Origin of the sequence: Kosakonia sp. H7A, assembly GCF_003028445.1 — a bacterium.
GTDB classification, from domain to species: domain Bacteria; phylum Pseudomonadota; class Gammaproteobacteria; order Enterobacterales; family Enterobacteriaceae; genus Kosakonia; species Kosakonia radicincitans.
This window is the reverse complement of the sequence record NZ_PYTZ01000001.1, coordinates 969,747-990,476: the sequence shown is the minus strand read 5'-3', so window position 1 is coordinate 990,476 and position 20,730 is coordinate 969,747. Positions and strand designations below refer to the sequence as shown.

Annotated in this window: 13 protein-coding genes and 1 pseudogene; 4 read left to right on the top strand and 10 right to left on the bottom strand. The window is 53.3% G+C overall.

Features of this window, described 5'->3' with window-relative positions; all coding sequences use genetic code 11:
- Positions 1 to 59 precede the first annotated feature (59 nt).
- The 6 genes from CWM66_RS04565 to CWM66_RS04540 form a co-directional block, all read right to left on the bottom strand.
- Positions 60 to 1,412: a TolC family outer membrane protein gene (locus CWM66_RS04565; protein WP_007374035.1), complete on the bottom strand. Its 1,353-nt coding sequence runs from the start codon at positions 1,410 to 1,412 to the stop codon at positions 60 to 62.
- A 53-nt stretch (positions 1,413 to 1,465) separates the two neighbouring features.
- Complete coding sequence (locus tag CWM66_RS29455) at positions 1,466 to 7,960, bottom strand: adhesin (RefSeq protein WP_107146282.1); 6,495 nt, start codon at positions 7,958 to 7,960, stop codon at positions 1,466 to 1,468.
- A 323-nt stretch (positions 7,961 to 8,283) separates the two neighbouring features.
- Entirely contained in the window at positions 8,284 to 8,625 is a 342-nt protein-coding gene (locus tag CWM66_RS04555; RefSeq protein WP_007374039.1) for a hypothetical protein, read from the bottom strand.
- Positions 8,626 to 8,662: 37 nt separating this feature from the next.
- Entirely contained in the window at positions 8,663 to 10,600 is a 1,938-nt protein-coding gene (locus tag CWM66_RS04550; RefSeq protein ID WP_072438508.1) for an EAL domain-containing protein, read from the bottom strand.
- A 9-nt stretch (positions 10,601 to 10,609) separates the two neighbouring features.
- Positions 10,610 to 11,314: a cysteine protease LapG gene (gene lapG / locus CWM66_RS04545; RefSeq protein WP_233218361.1), complete on the bottom strand. Its 705-nt coding sequence runs from the start codon at positions 11,312 to 11,314 to the stop codon at positions 10,610 to 10,612.
- Positions 11,315 to 11,323: 9 nt separating this feature from the next.
- Positions 11,324 to 13,003, bottom strand: a complete 1,680-nt coding sequence (locus CWM66_RS04540) for a hypothetical protein (RefSeq protein ID WP_007374043.1) — start codon at positions 13,001 to 13,003, stop codon at positions 11,324 to 11,326.
- A gap of 104 nt (positions 13,004 to 13,107) precedes the next feature.
- On the opposite strand from CWM66_RS04540, the gene CWM66_RS04535 reads away from it, so the two are divergent.
- Both CWM66_RS04535 and CWM66_RS04530 read left to right on the top strand, forming a co-directional pair.
- The gene (locus tag CWM66_RS04535) at positions 13,108 to 14,010 is read left to right on the top strand and encodes a S9 family peptidase (RefSeq protein WP_233218360.1); all 903 of its coding nucleotides are present in this window, start codon (positions 13,108 to 13,110) and stop codon (positions 14,008 to 14,010) included.
- Positions 13,964 to 17,293, top strand: coding sequence for a CapA family protein (locus CWM66_RS04530; protein WP_107146280.1), 3,330 nt, complete (start codon positions 13,964 to 13,966; stop codon positions 17,291 to 17,293). The genes CWM66_RS04535 and CWM66_RS04530 overlap by 47 nt, the downstream gene beginning before the upstream one ends.
- 160 nt (positions 17,294 to 17,453) lie before the next feature.
- On the opposite strand, the gene CWM66_RS04525 is transcribed toward CWM66_RS04530, so the two are convergent.
- Positions 17,454 to 17,912: a YbjP/YqhG family protein gene (locus CWM66_RS04525; RefSeq protein ID WP_007374046.1), complete on the bottom strand. Its 459-nt coding sequence runs from the start codon at positions 17,910 to 17,912 to the stop codon at positions 17,454 to 17,456.
- Positions 17,912 to 18,267: pseudogene (locus CWM66_RS29210) on the bottom strand (hypothetical protein). The gene CWM66_RS04525 and the pseudogene CWM66_RS29210 overlap by 1 nt, the downstream one beginning before the upstream one ends.
- Before the next feature lie 293 nt (positions 18,268 to 18,560).
- On the opposite strand from CWM66_RS29210, the gene CWM66_RS04515 reads away from it, so the two are divergent.
- Positions 18,561 to 19,463: an alpha/beta hydrolase gene (locus tag CWM66_RS04515; protein ID WP_107146279.1), complete on the top strand. Its 903-nt coding sequence runs from the start codon at positions 18,561 to 18,563 to the stop codon at positions 19,461 to 19,463.
- A 26-nt stretch (positions 19,464 to 19,489) separates the two neighbouring features.
- Here CWM66_RS04515 and CWM66_RS29045 read toward each other — a convergent pair whose 3' ends face one another.
- Entirely contained in the window at positions 19,490 to 19,642 is a 153-nt protein-coding gene (locus CWM66_RS29045) for a hypothetical protein (protein WP_233218359.1), read from the bottom strand.
- 115 nt (positions 19,643 to 19,757) lie between these two features.
- Here CWM66_RS29045 and CWM66_RS04510 point away from each other — a divergent pair, with 115 nt between their 5' ends.
- On the top strand, positions 19,758 to 20,234 hold the full coding sequence (locus tag CWM66_RS04510) for a GNAT family N-acetyltransferase (RefSeq protein WP_107146278.1): 477 nt from the start codon (positions 19,758 to 19,760) through the stop codon (positions 20,232 to 20,234).
- A 27-nt stretch (positions 20,235 to 20,261) separates the two neighbouring features.
- Here the strand turns inward: CWM66_RS04510 and CWM66_RS04505 are convergent, their stop codons facing one another.
- Positions 20,262 to 20,642, bottom strand: a complete 381-nt coding sequence (locus CWM66_RS04505; protein ID WP_035885898.1) for a helix-turn-helix domain-containing protein — start codon at positions 20,640 to 20,642, stop codon at positions 20,262 to 20,264.
- Positions 20,643 to 20,730 lie beyond the last annotated feature (88 nt).

Sequence of the window (20,730 nt, the reverse complement as noted above, 5' to 3'; positions counted from 1 at the left end):
ACCAATAAGGGAATATTCCATCCGGAACACCTGAAATACCCTTGCCTGAATCCGAACTGTTACTTCAGTTCCGGTAATTCGACTTTTGAAGTTTGCAACTCGTCAACGGGCTGAGCCGAAGAGGGCGGCTGGATATTCAGTGTCTTGAGTAATGTTCCGGTACGTGCGTTGATACGGTACGTCGTAAACATCTCGATAAATTGCAGCTCAACGTAACGGCGTTGCGCGGTGAAAACTTCGTTTTCGCTGTCGAGCATATCCAGCAGTGACCGATCGCCTAAGCTGAACTGCTCCTGATAAGCGGTGCGAACCGTCTTGCTTCGATCTGCATAATCTTTGGCGATAGGAACCTGTTTCTCGGCGTTCTGTAACGCGTTCCAGGAGAGGCGTAACTCTTCGTTAAGCTGACGCAGGGCGTTGTTTTTGACATCCTGCGCTTCCTTCATTTTGTAAGCGTCGGACATTAAGGCCGCTTTATCACTGCCGCCGTTGTAGAGGTTGTAACTCATGCGCACCATCGCCTGCCATTCCTGGTTATGGCCCCGGGTGCCGTCAATGTTGTCATCCATTGTGCGCGCCACTTCCAGATTTACGCTGGGGTAAAAACGTGACTTCGCCGCTTCATATTGCTGCCGTGTGGCTTCCACATCTTCATCGGCTTGTTTCAGTAATGGACTGTTTTGCAACATCACTTTTCGCGCCGCTTCCAGCGAGTCAGGGATCGCCGACTTTGCAGGAAGGGTGAGATCATCGGCTTCTTTACCAACCACGCTCTGATAATTCGCCAGCGAATCATCCAGGTTGGTCTGTTCCGTCAGCAGGTTATTGCGTGCCTGCGCCAGTCGGGCTTCGGCTTGTTCGTAATCGGCCTGACGGCCAACGCCCTGCTCGGTACGTAAGGTAATTTGATCGAAAATACGCTCGTGGTTTTTCAGGTTATCTTCTGCCAGCAGTACCATCTGGCGACCTCTCAGCACATCCAGATAGGCCTGAATCGCCGTCAGCGCCGTCGTTTCGCTGGTGTCCAGTACCGTCCAGGCGCGGGAGTTGACCGTGGCGGTCTGTCTGGCCACTTCGCTACGGGTGGCAAAACCACTAAACAGGTTCTGCGTCACCGAAATGCTGGATTCGTTGCGTTGCAGATCGCGCCGATGGTATCCCTCTGCGCGCGTGGTGGAGTTATCCGTTCGCTCCCAACCCGTTCCCGCAGAGAGTTCCACGCTGGGATAATATCCCCCACGCGCTGCGCGCAGATCCTGTTCCGCCGAATAGCGACGATTACTGGAAGCGCTCACATCCGGATGCCAGAGGATGGCATCTTTCACCGCTTGCTCAAGCGTCGTGGCGTTCGCGCTTTTCAGTAAAAGCAGCGAGAGCCCAACTCCGAATAACAGCGTATTGCGATATAACATATGTCACCTTGTACTGCGTTGAGGTTTATTCCGGGCAAAAGGGAGCTGAATCATCAGCCTCCATCGCTGTCGGGTTTGGCGATCAAGTTATCCATGTCATCGTGACTGCCTCCATCACCACTGCCCGCGTCATCGCCGCCTTCACCGGGAGGTGCGGCAGGGGCGGGATGATCGGTATCCTCCGTGGGATCGACTGGCGTGGCTGGCGCGCTGTCACCCTGGATAAGGCTTGCCAGATCCTGGTGTTCGTCACCATCAAGGATGATGTCGCTGAAGTTGATCTGCTGATCCTGGTCAAGGCCTGGCGAGGTGCTGTCGCCGCTATCCTGTGAGGCAGTTTCGCTGCCTTCACCCGAAGCGCTGCTGTTGTCAGGCTGCGTTGCGTGATCCGCTGTCCCGCCCGTGTCGTTCTCAGCCTGCTCACCATCGTCTTCCAGCAGGTTATTCAGCGAACCTGCATCCGTTGTCGATATACTCTGGTCGTCGTGCGCTTCGGCATCTTCGCTGCTGCCAAAGTCCAGACTGATCTCACTGCTATCGACCAGTAATGGCGCACTGGCGTTATCGGCAGCCGTCGCATCGGTATCGGCGGCTGTCTCTGCGTCGGCAGGTGCATCTCCGGCATCGGTGTGGGTATCATCGGTATTCGCGTGGGTATCACCGGCATCGGCATGCGAGAGGTCATCCACTGCTGCGCTGGTGGCTTCAATGTGCGCGCTATCAGCGGCGTCATCCGCAGGGTGATCGTCGCTGTCGGTCATGTCGGTTCCGCTGACGAATTGCCCGCCTTCCCCGGCATTGAAGCTAAAGTCAGTATCGTGATGCTCAGAGGCGGTAGAGTTCACCTCCATTGAGATATCACCGATATCATGCTGGCCTTCCGGGAGGTCGACGGAAATCTGCCCATCGTAATGGGTGGCATGCTCGTCAAAGGTCAGGGTGTACGACCCTTTGTCGCCGTCATAGCTGACGTCGGTATATTCACCGCTAAACTCAGCGCCTTCCGGAAGCCCGTTAAGGGTGATCGACGTCAGATGATCGTTGCTGTCCGAACTTTCCAGATCCACGTCGACGTTCAGCGTTACGGAGTGCGTAACCTCCGTCGAGCCGCCCAGGCTGGAAGAGGGGCCGTCACCGAAGATAACGCCTTCAATACCGTTCGCATTCCCGATCGGGTGCGAGCCATTTTCGGTATTGGTAATTTGCAGGTTATCGATGGAGTTGTTCTGGTGATTTGCCGGGTGATCGACGCCGGAAACGTTGTAATTCGCGCTGTCACCGTTAACAAAGATGTAGTCTTTGCCAGCGCTGCCCTCAGCCACACCATGATTGCCGGTAATGTTATGTACTGGCCTGAAATCATAGTGATCATTCGACCAGTCACCCTGCTGGTAGTAGCCGCCAGTGTGATCGCCCACCACGAAGATATCGGTATGACCGGCCGAACTGCCGTTCACGTTCACGTTACCGTTGCTGTCGTAATAGTGAATCTGACCCGGATTACTGCATTCCGGAACGTGATCGCCTTTAATCGCGCCGTCCGGGCTGTCCGGCGTCAGCCAGATTTGCACGTTGTCGCCAATCGCGATAATGACGCCATTCTGCACATCGTAGCCGTTCGGATCTTCACTACCGCCGTTGATATGCATCACTTTGTTATCAGAAGCCTCTTCCGACTGGCTACCCGGCCTAACGTCTACCGTGAGATGAACATCAACGGCTTCGATACTGGTCACGGTCGCGTCTGCGACTGGCACCGCTTGAGCGCTGCTATCGCTGCTTGCTGCCGTATCGGGCTGCGCTGCGACTGCGTCGCTGGCAGTCTCTTCAGCCGTGGTTGTGCCTGCATCATCAGCGGTTACGGCGCTGGCGTCATCCGTCGCTGTCGTGCCGGAATCATCCGTTGTGGTAGCGTGTGCTTCATCATGCGTGACATCTGTAGCCACGCTTTCTGAGACTGGATGCAGGGTATCAGCCGACGCGCTCTCCGTGCCGCTGGTCAATTGCCCGCCTTCTTCGCCATCGAAGGTGAAGTCGTGATCGATCTGATCAGATGCCGTGGAGCCGACATCTATGGTTATCTCGCCGAGATTGCTTGCACCATCCGGCAGGGTAACCGTTACCTGCCCGTCGTAATGGGTAGTGCTGTCATCAAACGTCAGCGTGTAGCTGCCATGCTCAGGATCGTAGGTGACGCTGGTATATTCGCCGCCAAATTGAGCCCCTTCCGGAAGACCATTGATCGTGATCGAGTTCAGATGATCGCTGCTGTCGGAACTTTGCAGATCCACATCGACGTTCAGCGTTACGGAGTGCGTCACATCCGTAGAGCCGCCCAGACTGGAAGAGGGGCCATCGCCAAAGATAATGCCTTCGACACCGTTCGCATTACCGATCGGGTGCGAGCCATTTTCCGTATTGGTGATCTGTACGTTATCAACGGAGTTGTTCTGATGGTTATCCGGGTGATCGACGCCCGTTACGTTGTAATTCGAACTGTCACCGTTAACAAAAATATAGTCTTTGCCCGCTTCGCCCTCAGGTACACCTTGGTTGCCGGTAATATTATTGACTGGACGGAAATCATAGTGATCGTTCGACCAGTCACCCTGCTGGTAGTAGCCGCCGGTATGATCGCCCACCACAAAAATATCGGTATGACCGGCTGAGCTGCCGTTCACGTTACCGTTGCTGTCGTAATAGTGAATCTGACTCGGATCGCTGCATTTGGGAACAAAATCCCCCTGAATTGCGCCGTCCGGGCTGTCCGGTGTCAGCCAGATCTGCACGTTGTCGCCGATAGCAACAATCACGCCATTCTGTATGTCATAACCATCTGGATTGCCGCTGCCGCCATTAATATGAATGACGTCATTGTCAGACGAATTATCCGTACTGCTGCCCGGCGTCACCGTTACAGTCAGATGCACATCCGAATCGCTGCCTGAATCAGAAGGGTGATCAGCATCTGAGTCCGCATCGGCGTCGGCATCGGCATCGGAGTCTGCGTCAGAATCCGCATCCGCGTCGGAGTCTGCATCAGCATCCGCGTCAGAATCGGCATCAGCGTCCGAATCAGCATCCGCATCCGCATCCGCATCCGCATCCGCATCCGCATCCGCATCCGAATCTGCATCGGAGTCCGCATCAGCGTCTGCGTCGGCATCGGAGTCGGCGTCTGCATCAGCATCAGCATCCGCGTCGGAATCCGCATCGGCGTCGGAATCCGCATCAGCGTCCGCATCTGCATCGGCGTCGGCATCCGAGTCAGCGTCGGCATCCGAGTCAGCATCAGCGTCAGAATCGGCATCCGCATCGGCATCCGAATCTGCATCGGCATCCGAGTCAGCGTCGGCATCCGAGTCAGCGTCGGCATCCGAGTCAGCGTCGGCATCCGAGTCAGCGTCGGCATCCGAATCAGCGTCGGCATCGGTATCGGAGTCAGAATCAGCATCCGCATCCGCATCGGCATCCGAATCTGCATCGGAGTCCGCATCTGCATCAGCGTCAGAATCAGCATCGGAATCGGCGTCCGCATCCGAGTCAGCGTCTGCATCAGCATCGGCATCGGCATCGGCATCGGCATCGGCGTCGGAATCGGCATCGGCGTCCGAATCCGCATCGGCGTCGGAATCCGCATCCGCGTCGGCGTCAGAATCCGCATCCGCATCGGCGTCAGAATCAGCATCGGAATCGGCGTCCGCATCCGAGTCAGCGTCGGAATCCGCATCAGAATCAGCATCCGCGTCGGAATCTGCATCAGCGTCAGCGTCGGAATCGGCGTCGGAGTCAGCATCAGCATCGGCATCGGCATCGGCATCGGCATCGGCATCGGCGTCGGAATCGGCGTCTGCATCGGCGTCCGAGTCCGCATCGGCATCGGCATCGGCATCGGCATCCGCATCCGCATCGGAATCAGCATCAGCATCGGCATCGGAGTCTGCATCGGCATCGGAGTCCGCATCGGCATCCGCATCCGCATCCGCGTCGGCGTCAGAATCCGCGTCTGAATCAGAATCTGCGTCGGCGTCCGAATCTGCATCGGAATCAGCATCAGCATCGGCATCCGCATCGGCATCCGAGTCAGCGTCAGCGTCGGAATCCGCATCTGCATCAGCATCCGCGTCAGAATCTGCATCGGCGTCAGAATCCGCATCCGCATCGGCGTCGGTGTCCGAATCAGCGTCGGCATCGGCGTCGGAATCCGCATCCGCGTCGGAGTCGGCGTCTGCATCTGCATCTGCATCTGCATCTGCATCGGAATCTGCATCTGCGTCTGCATCCGCGTCCGCGTCGGAGTCAGCATCCGCATCAGCGTCCGCATCGGCGTCTGCATCTGCGTCGGCGTCTGCATCTGCGTCGGCATCAGCGTCCGCGTCCGAATCGGCATCGGAGTCCGCATCTGCATCGGCATCCGAATCAGCGTCGGCATCCGAATCTGCATCAGAGTCGGCATCGGCGTCTGCGTCTGCGTCTGCGTCTGCGTCGGCGTCGGCGTCTGCATCCGCATCAGCGTCTGAATCGGCATCCGCGTCCGCGTCTGCGTCTGCGTCGGCGTCGGAATCTGCATCAGCATCCGCGTCGGCATCGGCATCGGCATCGGAGTCAGCATCGGCGTCGGCATCGGAATCTGCGTCCGAGTCGGCGTCGGAGTCTGCATCAGCGTCGGAGTCTGCATCAGAATCCGCATCGGCGTCCGCATCCGCATCCGCATCAGCATCTGCGTCTGCATCGGAGTCCGCATCAGCATCTGCATCAGAGTCAGCGTCGGCGTCCGCATCCGCATCGGAGTCCGCATCTGCATCAGCGTCGGCATCTGCGTCTGCATCCGCGTCGGAATCTGCATCCGCATCAGCGTCTGCATCTGTATCGGAATCTGCATCAGCGTCGGCATCCGCGTCCGCATCGGCATCTGCATCCGCATCGGCATCCGCATCGGCATCCGCGTCGGCGTCTGCGTCGGCATCCGCGTCGGCATCCGCGTCGGCGTCGGCATCAGCGTCCGAATCCGCATCGGCATCCGCGTCCGCATCAGCATCCGAATCGGCATCAGAATCTGCATCGGAGTCGGCATCTGCATCGGCATCGTCATCGGCATCGGCATCGGCATCCGCATCGGAATCTGCATCAGAGTCTGCATCGGCATCCGAATCAGCATCCGCGTCGGCGTCGGCGTCGGCGTCCGCATCGGCATCAGAGTCTGCATCGGCATCCGAATCAGCATCCGCGTCGGCGTCCGCATCGGCATCAGCATCAGCATCCGCGTCGGAATCCGCATCAGCGTCGGCATCCGAATCAGCGTCGGCATCGGTATCGGCATCGGAGTCCGCATCAGAGTCCGCATCGGCATCAGTGTCTGCATCCGCGTCTGCATCAGCGTCTGCGTCTGCGTCGGCATCCGCATCGGCATCTGCATCAGTGTCTGCGTCGGAATCGGCATCGGCATCCGCATCCGCATCCGCATCCGCATCCGCATCCGCGTCGGCGTCGGCGTCGGCATCCGCATCTGCATCGGAGTCTGCGTCAGCGTCGGAATCCGCATCTGCATCTGCATCGGCATCCGAATCTGCATCTGCATCTGCATCCGAATCTGCATCTGCATCAGCATCCGCGTCAGAATCTGCATCTGCATCGGTGTCTGCATCCGCATCCGCATCCGCATCCGCGTCGGCATCCGCATCCGCGTCGGCATCCGCATCGGAGTCGGAGTCGGAGTCGGAGTCGGCATCGGCATCGGCATCGGCATCGGCGTCCGCATCCGAATCAGCATCGGCATCCGAATCTGCATCGGAGTCCGCATCGGAATCCGCATCCGAATCAGCGTCCGCATCAGCATCCGAGTCGGCATCTGCATCGGCATCGGAATCTGCGTCCGCATCCGCATCGGCATCCGAGTCGGCGTCAGCATCAGCATCAGCGTCAGAATCTGCATCCGAGTCGGCGTCTGCATCCGTGTCAGAATCCGCGTCCGCATCGGCGTCGGCATCAGCGTCGGAATCCGCATCGGCATCCGCATCGGAGTCAGCATCTGCATTCGCGGCAGCGATTTCGGGGCCTTGTTCGGATGCAGGAAGGCCTAATTCTTCACGCAGGTCGCCATCGGGATTATCAATTCCGGCAGTGGGGTATCCGGCGGTGGGATCGAGGATCTCACCGGTAAGATCGAGGATGACCTGAGTGTGGCTACCGCCTTCCTCACCGCCATCCGGCGCGGCGGGTGTGGCGTTGGCATTCGGGCCTGCAGCAGGTGCTTCAAGGGTTTGCGTCGGGTCCTGCCCGGCGGCAATCGCCTGCTGGATGGCTTCAACGTCTGTGGATGGGGTTTCGGAGTCCGCGGTTAAAGCAACGTCGTGGCTATCCCAATGGGTATCACGGCCCAAATCGAGGGTTTTTCCATCGGATAAGGTAATCGAAATGGCACCTGCGGCACCCGTATCTATTTGCTCTCCTTCCTGGATTGTGTCGCCTTCAACCAGCAGATGTCTGCTTCCGTCAGGGGAGGTCGCAAAGACTTGTCCTATAACTGTTTTTACGACCCCGACACTCATATAAATTAGCCTCTTAAATACGTCAGATATTTGCCGCTGAATAATCAGAAATGCATTTGTTAAATTAAATAATCGATGCCCGGGTAATTATATTCGGTATCGGAATCATTATTTCTAAAGCGTTGTTTTAAAGGTGGTGATTTTTCCTAAAATAAAATCAACATGATTTCTAAGGAAATGTGATTTTTCCTAAGGGTCATCTTATTTTAAGGTTCGTGATTATTCCTAAGATAAAAAAGAAATGTTATTTAAAAGTTATGTGATTTTTCCTAAAAAATAGTATTTATTATAAGTTGATGATTATTCCGAAAGTGAAAAATAATTCAGAAGATCCCCTCATCTTCATCATCGATTAAACGTTCCAGCCCGCTGAGTGTAAGTCGCGCTTGCGTGCGATTAATCAGTTTGCTTTGCGCGGCTTGCGGCAGATCGGTAATACTAATAATTCCTTTACTCATCAATACTTCAATAAGATCCTCCAGCACACGAACCATTTCAAGATCGCTTTGCTGGAGCCGTTTAAGCGTCTCCTGATGCATGGCATGTATACGAATCCATTCGGTGATTTCTTGAGTATCTTCTTCACGCTGTTCTACCATCCCCGCAAATGGCGAGGATTCGACTCGTGTAATTCGTCCTTCAGCATCGCGTTCAATGTAATGCATGCTTAACTCCTGTTGTATTTATGATGTGACTATTAACTTATTGTTTCGACAATAAACCGGGATCGCCGAAGTAACGCCCCATTGCCCCATAGAGACCTATTTTATTGAGTATCGCTAATTCTCCGGATGTTTCCACTCGCTCAGCAATAAGCGGAAGATCGATTTGCCGGGTTGCCCAGTACATCGCTTCAATAAAAATTCTCTTGTCTTCTTCTGTATCAATAAGATGAATATAGGCGCCGTCCACCTTTATCCAGGCCAGCCCCCATTGAGGTAAATTACCTATCAAATTGAATCTACCGCCAAAATGCTGAATACCCAGATGGCAACCCACGGCTTTAAGTTTATTAACCAGTTCATTGACGCGCTCGGCATGGGGCAATTCATTTTCATCCAGTTCGAGTGTTAAGCGACTGGCCTGATTCGGCGCATTTTTTAACAGCTGTAATATCGCATCCAGTTTTTCGTCATTCGCTACGCTTTCACCGCTGATGCTCAGCGCTAAAGGGTAGGGGATATTTGTCATTTCACGCAGTATTTGCTTAAGCATGACTAAATCCATACGAAAGCTGAGTGAAAACCGATGAATCCAGGGCATGAAATGTCCGGCAGGCGTTAATTCGCCATTATCCTCTTTTATTCGCGCCAGCACTTTATAGTGCAAAATGCGCTGTTGATCGTGACAGGAAAATACCGGCTGCGCGTAAAGGATAAACTTTTCTGCGCTCAATACTTTTTCGAGTTTGCTAAGCCACTGGTGATGGTTCTCCTCACTGTATCCCGTTGCTGTTATCCACGGTTCGGCGGCGTAATGTTTCTCCGTTTCGGCCTCCGCCAGCGCGTGATCGGCCTGCGTCAGCACCGCCTGTGGCGTGTCACCCATGCGAAACGTAACATGCGTGAAATAGGCGACGGGCGAGGTATCGCTCATCCCCGTGTCGTTAAGCGCTTTCAGCCGCCTGGACAACGTGTTTTCCAGTTCTGGCGGAAGAAACTCGCCGGTCAGGAGAGCAAATTCACTGCCGCGAATGCGGGCGAGAAAACCCTCGTTGCGCAGGAAGCGTTTCTGTAGTTCGCGCAAAATAGTGGCAATAGATTTCAGTAGTTCATCGGCTTTTTCTGCGCCGATGCGCTGATTCAACCCGATAAGATCCTGCACCCGCAGTAAAATAAGGTTCCCTTCTTTGCTCTCTTCGTCGCTCAGCAGTGATTGCAGTTTGATATCAAACGCGCGGCGGTTATTGAGTTCCGTCAGGCTATCGCGATAGGCGGCTTCACGCAGAGATTCGGTGCGTTCTGCTTGCTCATGAAACAGGGCTTTCAGTTGCGAAACCATCATGTTGCTGGCTTCGACAACACGCATCAGCTCCGGTGTTTTAGGTACATCGGTGACTTTGCGAAACTCGCGGTGGCAGATGGAGCGAGCCTGCTCAACAACGTTATTCAAGGGGCGCAGGCTGCGGTGCAACATGAACATCGCGCACAGGATGCACAGCAAACTGCACAGGCTCAACCACAGGAAACTGGCGACCATATTGTTCCATAACCGGGCCACAGAAAACATCTGATGGCTGACCACTTCAACACGTGCTGCCTGAATCCAGCCATTCATCACAATGGCATCGCCCACGCCTGGCCGCAGTCTCACGAGATGTGCGAACCACTGGGGAACATTCGCACTTTGCGGCGTGCCTTTTCGCTCAATTAACGTCTTACCACTCTTCACATCGACCAGGCGAATGCTGTAGAAATAACCGCTGTCAAAAATGGAATCTACCATCAGCTCGATCACTGCCGGGTCGTCAATATGGCCGGTCAGTGCAACGCCCAGCGCGGTCGCGGCATCCTGAGCGTGCGAGTTCAGCTGATTACTGTATTGCTCACGTGAGCTTTCAAGCGTGATCACGTAATTTCCGCATAAAAGAACCAATGTAAACAGACAGATGCCGATCAGTAGCTGCTTATACAATGACATGGCAATCTCCTATTCTTGAATGACAAATCCTTCCGCCCGCATTCTTGTGAGAAGCTCCTGCCAGCGGGATAAGCGCTTACTGTCGCCGACACGTTTATTTCCCCCGGCTCCTGGCAGCCATAGCCCCTCGCCGTTAAATGCATAAACCGGCAGAAGATCCGGACGCTGCGTGGCCGGTAAAATTGCGGTATTCAAATTATCCAGTACCAACGGGATCGCATCCGGCGTGGCATACCACGTCACCACCATATGCGCCTGGTTCAGTTTTACTGCTTTGACATAGGTGATGCGTAACTGGCTGGCAGGCACGCCAATTTCGCGCAATGTGAAATATTTGGCTAATGCATAATCCTCGCAGTCGCCTTCACCTTTACGTAAAAATTCAATCGGTGTTGCCCAGTAGTCTTCCGTTCCCCAGACCAGCTTGTCATCGCGAAAAAGCATGCGTTGATTAAAAAACTGGTTCACACGATTTAACTTTCCTTTAATCGATTCCTGCGGCGGGTTATTCACCAATATTGCCCATTGATCAATCCGTTGCTGAGCTGCTGGCGTCGCTGTGCCATATAACTGGTGCGTGCGGGAATTAATGGCATTGAAATCCCATCTCGCCGCCAATCCGCCGGGAGAAAAAAGAAACACAAGCAACAACCAGAAGCACAAATATCGCTGCCTGCCATGGCCTGCTCTGGTTGAGTAGAGGCGCCCGTTCATAAGTCAGTACTAAAGAGCCGAGTGTTGTTCAGTTTTCTGAGCGGCTTGTTGTTGCCAGTATTTTCGATAGGCGATGTAACCTGAAAGATAGTGTTCGACATCATCAATCCTGACCCGATAGCTGTGGTGGCGAATAAAAAAGCTGCCAACGATACGCGATGGATTTTTAAAAAACATCGCCAGTTCCGGCCAAAAAAAACCATTAGCCAGATAACGGGCGCGAGTTTCCAGCGCCAGAGAAAATTTTTCAGGATCGTGTTCTTTTAACAAATGCCGGTGCTCAGATTCCGTCAGGCGGGCTATCATTTTTGCCGCCGCCATCATCAGTTCCAGCAGTGTTGGGTAGGTTGTGATCCGGTTCAGTACAAAATCAAGATGGCCATGAACGTTGTCAAGGCCAAACTGGTAATAACGTTCAAGCGGACGATAGAGTGTCAACTCATTCACGCAGTAGCTTAACCAGTGATCGTGCGCCTGCCAGTGCCGCTGAGCGATAAAATAGCCCATCGCCCGTTCAACGCAGGAGAGCCAGCGCGGCTCGCGGGTAATTCCGTACAGGCGCATCAGCGCAAAGGCGGCTTCGCCATCGTAATAGATAATGCGATGCTCAGCTTTTAGTGATAAATCAGCTGCATGCAGTACATGCACAAAACCGCCGGTTTGCGGATCCTGCATATAACAAATGCCATTCGCCAGCCGGTTCATCTGCGCAAGATAACGATCGTCGGCGGTGAGTTCAGCATGTTTTGCCATTGCCAGGATGCAAACTGCGTTACCGCCCAGCTTGATTTCATTACCGCTATCGATAAGAAAATCCGCGCTGCTGCCATCGGGGAGTTGATAATTTTGAATCAGCTCATCGCTCAGGTTTTTCAGGGCGCGTTCGATAGCCCTTCGCTGATCATCGTTGCGGCTCACCTCCCAGCCCTCAAGTAAGGCATAGGTCGAACTGGCGTGGCGTAACGTGTTGTAGGTGGGGATCCGGCGGTCAAAACAGGGAAACCAGCCATATTCATATTGGCCGCCAGGTTTTATCTGGCGCGCCAGATAATCGGTGGCCGACAGGATCATCATCTCCAGTTCATCCTGCCAGTGCGTTAGCTGACGATACCCTGAGTTTCGCCCGTGAGATTCAATGGGCAGTAGCGTTTTACCGTCGGAAAAAAGCGCTCTGGTTTTGAAGCGCCAGATCGGCCGATCCGCCTCCTGCGGCCAGTCGAATCGCGCACCAAAACGCCGCCGGGTAAAGTGCGCCAGATTTGCACTATTGGGCGTCGCGACGCCCTGTTTTCCATCATACAGCAGCGCGTTGGCAGCAATTTCCTGTTCCAGAAAGGCATAGTTAAAAGCGGGATCGAAACTTAATCCCCAACGAAAATAGTTACGTTTGGTCGCCGCCAGCTTCTCCTGCAATTTCTCCCAACGCAGTTTTTCAACCTGTTCAACGATATCAACGCGCAGCCAGATCATGGCTGCTTCCCGGATACCACATGAATGTTGCAATGCAGCAGCTCCGTTCTGCCATGCTTCATCGAAACGCTGGCCGCGCCCGCACACAACCTGAGCACGGCTTTTACCATCGCTGGCGCTGAAAAAAATAACCCAGCCAGGTGAGGAAGAGGAAGGCGTGCTAATATCCAGTTGTTCTGCGGCGGGCTGCATATGTGTAAGTAATTGATGAAGCGACATTTGGCTCCCCGTTAATTTTTAGCGCCAGCAACATCTATTCTTAATAATTTCAGGTTTATACCCTGCAATTGTAGCAGCCCATTGTTCTGGTTCTGGGGGCAAATATGTTATTTCCACTGCGTATCGGAATAATCACATTATTTTTTTTATCCGTTTCTGTTTATGCGGATATACCCTTGTTATGGCATCAAAAAGCCATTAGCAGTAATTGTCCCATTACGGCTGATGAAGTCTGGGTAAAATATGATGGCGGAGTTGACTGTATCCGATATTTTGCAGGTGGAAATATGCAGAATGCACCCCTGGTGGTGGTGGTATTTCTGGGCGATCGTGTGCCTTTTATCAAGCGCGATCCTCAAACTATTCCGGCAAATACCGCGACGGCGCAACGAAAAATCGCACAAAAATTCAGTATACGAACCGGCCTGCCGGTCGTTATTGTTGCCAGACCTGGCACTTACGGCTCCAGCGGTAATCACTATAATCGTCGGCAACGTGCTGAATTTCTGGCGTTAAACGCCACGCTGGACAAGTTGCGACAACAATACAATATCGGGCAGTTTATTTTGACAGGCCATAGTGGCGGCGCAACCGCAGCCTCAGCGTTATTAACGCTCGGGCGTAATGATATTCGCTGTGCGATTTTAACGTCAGGGGCATGGGATCTTCTTAATCGGGCAGAAACGCTGCGTAAAGAACGTGGTGAGCGCAGCGATGCAGGGAAAGATATTACCGGCCTGGAAAATCCTTATGATCCGCTCTACCACATTGATAATATTCCTCCTGACCCGCAGCGTCAGATTCTGATCATTGGTAATCTTCAGGATCAAATCACCCCCTTTGAACTTCAGGTTAAATTTGCACGCGCATTGCGTGATAAACATCATCGCGTCGCTTTAATTGAATCGCCTGCATATCCCCCTGAATATCATAATCTTAAAGGCAATCAAGAGTTAAAGTATGTCAAACAATGCACATCAGCGAGGATGGCAAAGCGCGGAGCTTGAGCGTTTGCTGGGCAGTAGATGGCACGTACAACCTGGCACAGACTGGCGGGCAGATAATATTGCGCTAACCATGGTTGATACCCAAAAAAATAACGGTAAATGTTTATTTATCGCGATGGATGAAAAAACCTGGCATGCCGGTTCCGGGAATATGGGTATTTATGCGGGCTGGAAAGATACTCATGAAGTATTAAAAAATAATTATCATCACTTCTGTGGCGCAATTGTTCAGCATTATCTTGCGGAGCTTCCTGACGGGTTTCCGCAAATGGTTGTGGAAAATACCTATGATGTATTACCGGTTCTCGCCGATGAAGCACGCCGTCGGATGAATGGCACCATTATTGCTATCACCGGTACGGTAGGGAAATCATCGACGAAAGATTTATTACATATGTTGCTGGCGGAGGAGGGGGCCACGATTGCGACACAAGGGAACCATAATACCCGAACCGGAACGATGGTAAGCCTTGCTCGCTGTATTACCGATCCACAACATGCGGTGCTGGAAGTGGCTATTTCCGCATTATGGATGCAGTCTGGCGGCGCGGGGACGCGAATAAAACCCCACATTGTTATCATCACGGAAATAGGCATGACGCAGGTGGGGCGTAATGTGAAAACATTGCGTGATACTGCACGTTTTAAAACACGGTTATGCAATGCGATTTTACCTGGCGGCTACGCGATATTAAATCGTGATATGGATGAATATGATTTTGTATCTCAGGAGGCTATTCGCTACGGCGCCCGCGTAATCAGTTATGGTTTTCATCCGCAGGCTGATGTTCCTGTCACAAATTATGCAGCGGAAACGGACCACTCAATAATAGAAATTTTATTCAACGGCACGGCAATTAAATATCAACTGAATGTGCCGGGAAAAGGCATGGCGAGAAATTCTGTTGCTGCGCTGATTGCCATTCATTTTTCAGGCGGCGATATCAATAAAGCGGCCGGACGTATTGCAGATTACCGTAATCATAAAAATAAATTACAAACCGGGACAATGACGCTGCCTGGCGGCGGTTCGGTGACGCTAATTGATGACAACTATAACGCTACGCTGACCTCAATGTGCAATGCATTTGAAGTTGCCTCCCTGTATCAAATGCGTCCAGGGCAACGGCGTGTTGCGGTTCTCGGGCGGCTGGCAACCCTCGGCGAACTGGCTAAAGAGAGCCATCTTGCCCTGGCGGAACCTCTGCTGCAGGCTGGTTTTGATCGGGTCTGGTTGCATGGCGAAGAGATGCGGGATTTGATGGCCGTGTTGCCTGCCGGACGGGTCAGCGGCCACTTTACCCGGGTTGACGAGATGGCTGAAAGCGTGATGGCCGGGCTGAAAGCGGGGGATGTGGTTCTGGTAAAAGGCAGCGTCAGTGACTCCGACTTCCATCAGATCGTCAGGCGAATGAAAAATATCAGCCGTCGTGCGGCGCCAGCGTTAAAAGAGGGTCAGACGGCGGGTGTGTTGATCAATCTTTCCCGCGGTGAGCAGGTGGTGTCGTGCCATGCTGATGCGGTTTTCGAACCCTTGCATTTAAGTCATCTGTTATTAATTACGCAACTTGCTGCCCGGCAGAACAAAAACAACAGCGCGCTGACCACCCCCATCACCGCGAAAACGGTGCCTGCCGGTATTTTGCAAAAAGGCCCGGCATTGGGGCTGAAAGCGGGACAAGAGTACAGCGTAAAATGTCTGCTGCAGGCGATGATCATTCACAACGCCAGAGATGCCGCCGTTAACCTGGCGCATTATCTGGCCGGCGATACGGCGGCGGCGCTTTCGCGCGTGCAGGCGCAGGCAAAGGCGCTGAAGATGACGCAGACGCAAATCAGTAATGTGTCGGGGCGGTTGTGGCGGCAGCAGCAAACAACGGTGCAGGATATCGCGCAGCTGGTTCGCCATTTTTACCACCATTTTCCTCATTTTCTGCACTGGTTTGCCGAAAGCGAAATGGTGTCTGGCGAGCGGCTTTACCGCAAGAGCAGCAACATTCAGGCCGCAGGCCGCGCCAGCTACAGCTATAGCTCCGGCGGGACACCGCGCTGGGGATTTGCCATTCATCGCCACGGCGGCGAGCTATGGCTGGCCTGTGCCGCTGGTGCAGATGATGCTTTTCATCTCGATTATTTATTGGATGAATTGTTAGCGCAGGCGGAAGGAGAGGCAACGGTGGTTAATGATGAGCAGGTCATCACCTTCGATAAAAACGACATTACCGTGGCGCTGCTGGGCGACACCTATTGTGGCGAGTGGTACACGCGCCAGCGTCAGCGCCGCGGCATCGATGATGGGCTGCAACGTTACGGTTACGATCACGCGTTCCTCGGCATTGCGCCGCTACTGGCGGGGAGCGATCTGACGATCGCGAATTTTGAAGCGGCGCTCACCGAGAGCACGCAAGGCACGCTGGCGGGGCGTAAACCCTTTTGTCTTACCGGCGATCCGCTCGCGACAACGGTGACCTTAAAAAATCATGGCATTGATGCTGTGACGCTGGCAAATAATCATGCAATGGACGCGGGGATCGCCGGGCTACGTCGTACACTGGATGCTTTTCATCAGCAAGGAATATCAACGTTTGGCGCGGGAATGAATGCCACACAGGCGCATGCGCCGTTGACGCTGGCGATCAACGACAGGCGTTTTAAATTTTTCAGCGCTTACTGGTTTCGACAATATATGGAGCAGGATTGCGCTTTCTACGCGCAGCCCCGCCGCGCAGGCGTTGCCTGTATCAGTGGAGGATTAACGGAAAAGCTGCGCGAGGAAAAACGCAGCGACGATCCGGCAACGCTGATTGTGCTGGCTCACTGGGGGCAAGATTATCAATGGACACGCCCTCAGCAGCGCCAGCTTGCGAAGCGGTTGATGGATGCTGGCGCCGATCTGATTATTGGCTCCGGCCCGCATATTCCTGGCGATATCCTGCGCACCGGGCAAGGCTGGGTGCTCTACAGCATTGGTAATGGCGTGTTCAACAGCAACGGAGAGTATCAGTCACGCGGAATGCCGCCGTACGGTTTTATCGTGCGTTTGTCCTTAGGGGGCACACAGCCAGCGCTGGAATTACAGCCCATTTTTACCGATAACCAGCAAACATTCTGGCAGCCCCGGCCGGTGAGTGAAACCGAGTTCGAACATGTCATTACGATTTTGCGTGAACAGGGAACGCGCATTACAGAACAACCGCGGCAAGAGGGCGCGTGGATTAAACGTCAGAAAAATGCTCGCCCGGTCATTGTGCTGCCGCTGGATATCCGATTTGCCGGACGTTAATAACAGGCCAGGCGAACAGGAAGGGAAAAGAGATCGATCACAATTAAGGCGGGAGCGAATATCGAATAACGTGGGGTGGGGAAGTAAATAAACACCCGGCGGTATTAAATTGGTGTTTTGAAGCAGAAATAAAACCCGTGTTTCCACGGGCGAAGCCGATTTAATACAATTTTTGTTCGATATGTTCCCCGGCATCAATAACCCGGAAGATTTTCCATTGTCCGTCTTCCTTGCATGTCCAGACCTGCAGATGCGCCAGCTTGTTATCTTCTATACCCAGCCAGACATCGAGCTTAAGATTATCCCCATCAGGATACGCCGGAGAAACTTTCAGGCGTGGGATCCACGCCGGATCATAATCCTGGCTGTAGGTGAAATAGTCGGCTCCCAGCAACTCCTGTTCAGGCATATTATAGATAGCTGCAATGCGGGCCAGTAATTTACCGGAGACCCACTTGTGCATTTTCTCCATTTTGGCCATTTCATCCGGCGGTGTTTTATCTAATTCATGCAGATAAAAGGTATAGAATTCCGTAATATTTTTCTGCACATCGGTGGCAGTATTTGCGCTGGCGAAGGGCAGATAACACGCGAGCAATAATGAGATTATTAAACGCATCAGTTCTTCCTGTAGATAGTATAAGAAGGGTGAAGTCTGCGATAACCCGGCCCCGGATACATGTCTCGTTGTTTAAAATCTGAGTACCATGTTTTACCATCAAACATGGTCATATGTCCGATACCGTTCCCCCCAATATAGGGCTGAATAATGGCAACATCGCCTTTTTCTGGTATTGCCGTTTGCGGTAAGGCGACAAATCCAGCTTTCAGCAATGAGTCGCCATAATCTTTCGCATACCGCGTTTGTATAAGGTTGATGCCGCCAGCAGAGTGTATTTTGCACATTCAGACCGGGATTTTGTGCCTGCATGTTTCACCAGATAATCCACCGCAGCAGATCTATCCCATCCCATAAAATTCCCTTTGAAAAAATGAAAACCACAAGATAACAAGGCGTTGTCATGCTACATCGGGCTATTTTTCGCGGAATAAAATTTATCCTGGTTGAGAGAGGAGAGGCAGGAAAGCTGCCTGGTGTTCTGCGTTGTTCGGTCGTGGAAGGAAGATGAAGCCAGATTTGTTCAGGTAAGAGGTAAACGCGTAATTATTGCAATCAAGAATAATTCCTATTAACGTTTGTCCCGTTCATTTGACTTTTCAGCCTGGCAGCGAAGACTGCGGTGCTGATGCACAGGGAGTATGCGTAATGCATCGTCGTTTTTATGCCGCGCGCCTGGCCGCGCTGGTTGTGCTGCTGCTTTGTTCGAAAACCGTTTTTTCACGGCCTGATATGACCCCGCTCGGGCCGAATATCGCCGATAAGGGGTCGGCATTTTACCATTTTGCCGTCAATACTTTTGATTCCACCGACGGCAAGCGGCATTACAAAGTGTGGACCGCGATACCGAAAAAAAGTCCTCCCGCGGCCGGTTATCCGGTGCTGTATCTGCTGGATGGCAATGCGGTAATGGACAAGCTTTCGGAGCCGCTGTTGCAGAAATTGTCAGAACGCGATCCGCCGGTGCTGGTGGCGGTCGGTTATCAGACCGATCTGCCTTTTGATCTGACGGCCAGGGCCTACGATTACACACCTGCCGCAGAAGGAGAGCCGCAAAATCTGCGTGGCCGTCAGGGCGGTGGCAGCGCGCTTTTCCGTCAGTTGCTGGAAACCACCATCGCGCCGCAGGCCGAAAAAGGCGTTGCGGTAAATCCGCAGAAACGGGCGCTGTGGGGGCACTCTTACGGCGGGTTATTGGTGCTGGAGAGTTATCTCTCATCGACATTTTTTAGCGCTTATTACTCGGCTGTACCTTCGCTGGAGCGGAACAACTTTACGTTGCTCAAGGCGATGGACAGGTTGCCGAAAGCGTCATTCGGCCATAAATCGCTGTGGTTTCTCGAAGGTGATGGCGACCGCAAGGCCGATGATGAAAACGCCTCTTCCGGTGTGCTGAGCGCTATACAACATAGGGTTTCCCGACTGCGCGCTGACGATTTGCCGGTTACGTATTTGCTCTATCCGGGGCTGACGCACGGCGCGATGTTTGACGCGTCGATGAAGGCGGCAATATTGCATATGTCCGGCGAGGCGCTGCCCGCATCGCATTAAAAAAGGCCGCGCCTGCGGCCTTCGCTTTATCGAGCTGCGGCGAAAATGAGTTCAAAAATCGTGGCGGGAATGCAGTCATCTTTGATGAATTCTTCGGGCACAGCGGTGTTCTCTTTGAAATGCGCCAGCATGTTATCCACCGCCTGCGCTTCATCTTCCGCGTCGGTTTCAAACGGCATTGTATGCAGTCTGCCTGCTCAATACAGGGCAATGTAAAAAAACGATACCGTACTTCTTTGTTCTCAGATCGTGGTACGGTGAACTTTTGGGCGAGACGACAGAAGAGAAACCAGCATGATAGCGACACAGGAATGGCGTAAAGAGGGTTATCTGATCACCACCGATAAAGAGAAGCAGGATATCGCGGCAATCCACCGTTATTTGACCCGTTCTACATGGGCGGCAGGTATCGATCGCGAAACGGTGGCTATCTCCGTACAAAACAGCCTGAATTTCGGTCTTTTTCACAATGGTGAGCAGGTCGGTTTTGCCCGGCTGGTGACGGATTACGCCACGTTTGCTTATCTTTGCGACGTATATGTGCTGGAGGAGTATCAGGGGGAGAAGCTGGGCCGCTGGCTGATCGCCTGCTGCCACGCACATCCGGTTTTCGCGAAATTACGCCGGATCGTGCTATTTACCTCCACCGCCCCCTGGCTGTACGAGAAGTTCGGCTATCAACCGGTTAACCGGCAAAATTACACCTGGACCATCGCCCGGCCAGATATTTACCAGAAGGCCAAAAAACCGGCCGATCAATCTGAGCGTTAATTTAGGGTGACCGCGCGGGCGGGGCAGTTATTCCGGCGTGCGGTAGTTCTTTTCCATTTCATCCAGCGCGGCCTGGTTTTCCAGCCCCCACTGATACATCTGTTCGATCGGTTCGGCAAAGGTTTTACCCAGTGACGTGAGCCGGTAATCCACCCTGGGCGGCACTACGTCATAAACGTGGCGCACGATCAGCCCGCGTTGCTCCAGCTCCTTTAGCGTCTGAAACAGCATCTTTTTCGAAATGCCTTGCAGGCTACGTTGCAGTTCGCCGGTACGGGCGCGTCCTTCCGGCCAGTGATACAGCGCATGCAGCACCATGGTGCTCCATTTCACTGAAAAAAGATCCATCAAACGACGCGGCGGCGAATCCGCATAGAAAAAGAGTTTGCCGTCGACCCAGGCTGGCATGGCGATCTCCCCACGTTATGGTCACCAAATGGTGACTACTATCAATATCGAACCATGAGGATTATAGTCTGCCGCCTTCAGTCAGCCA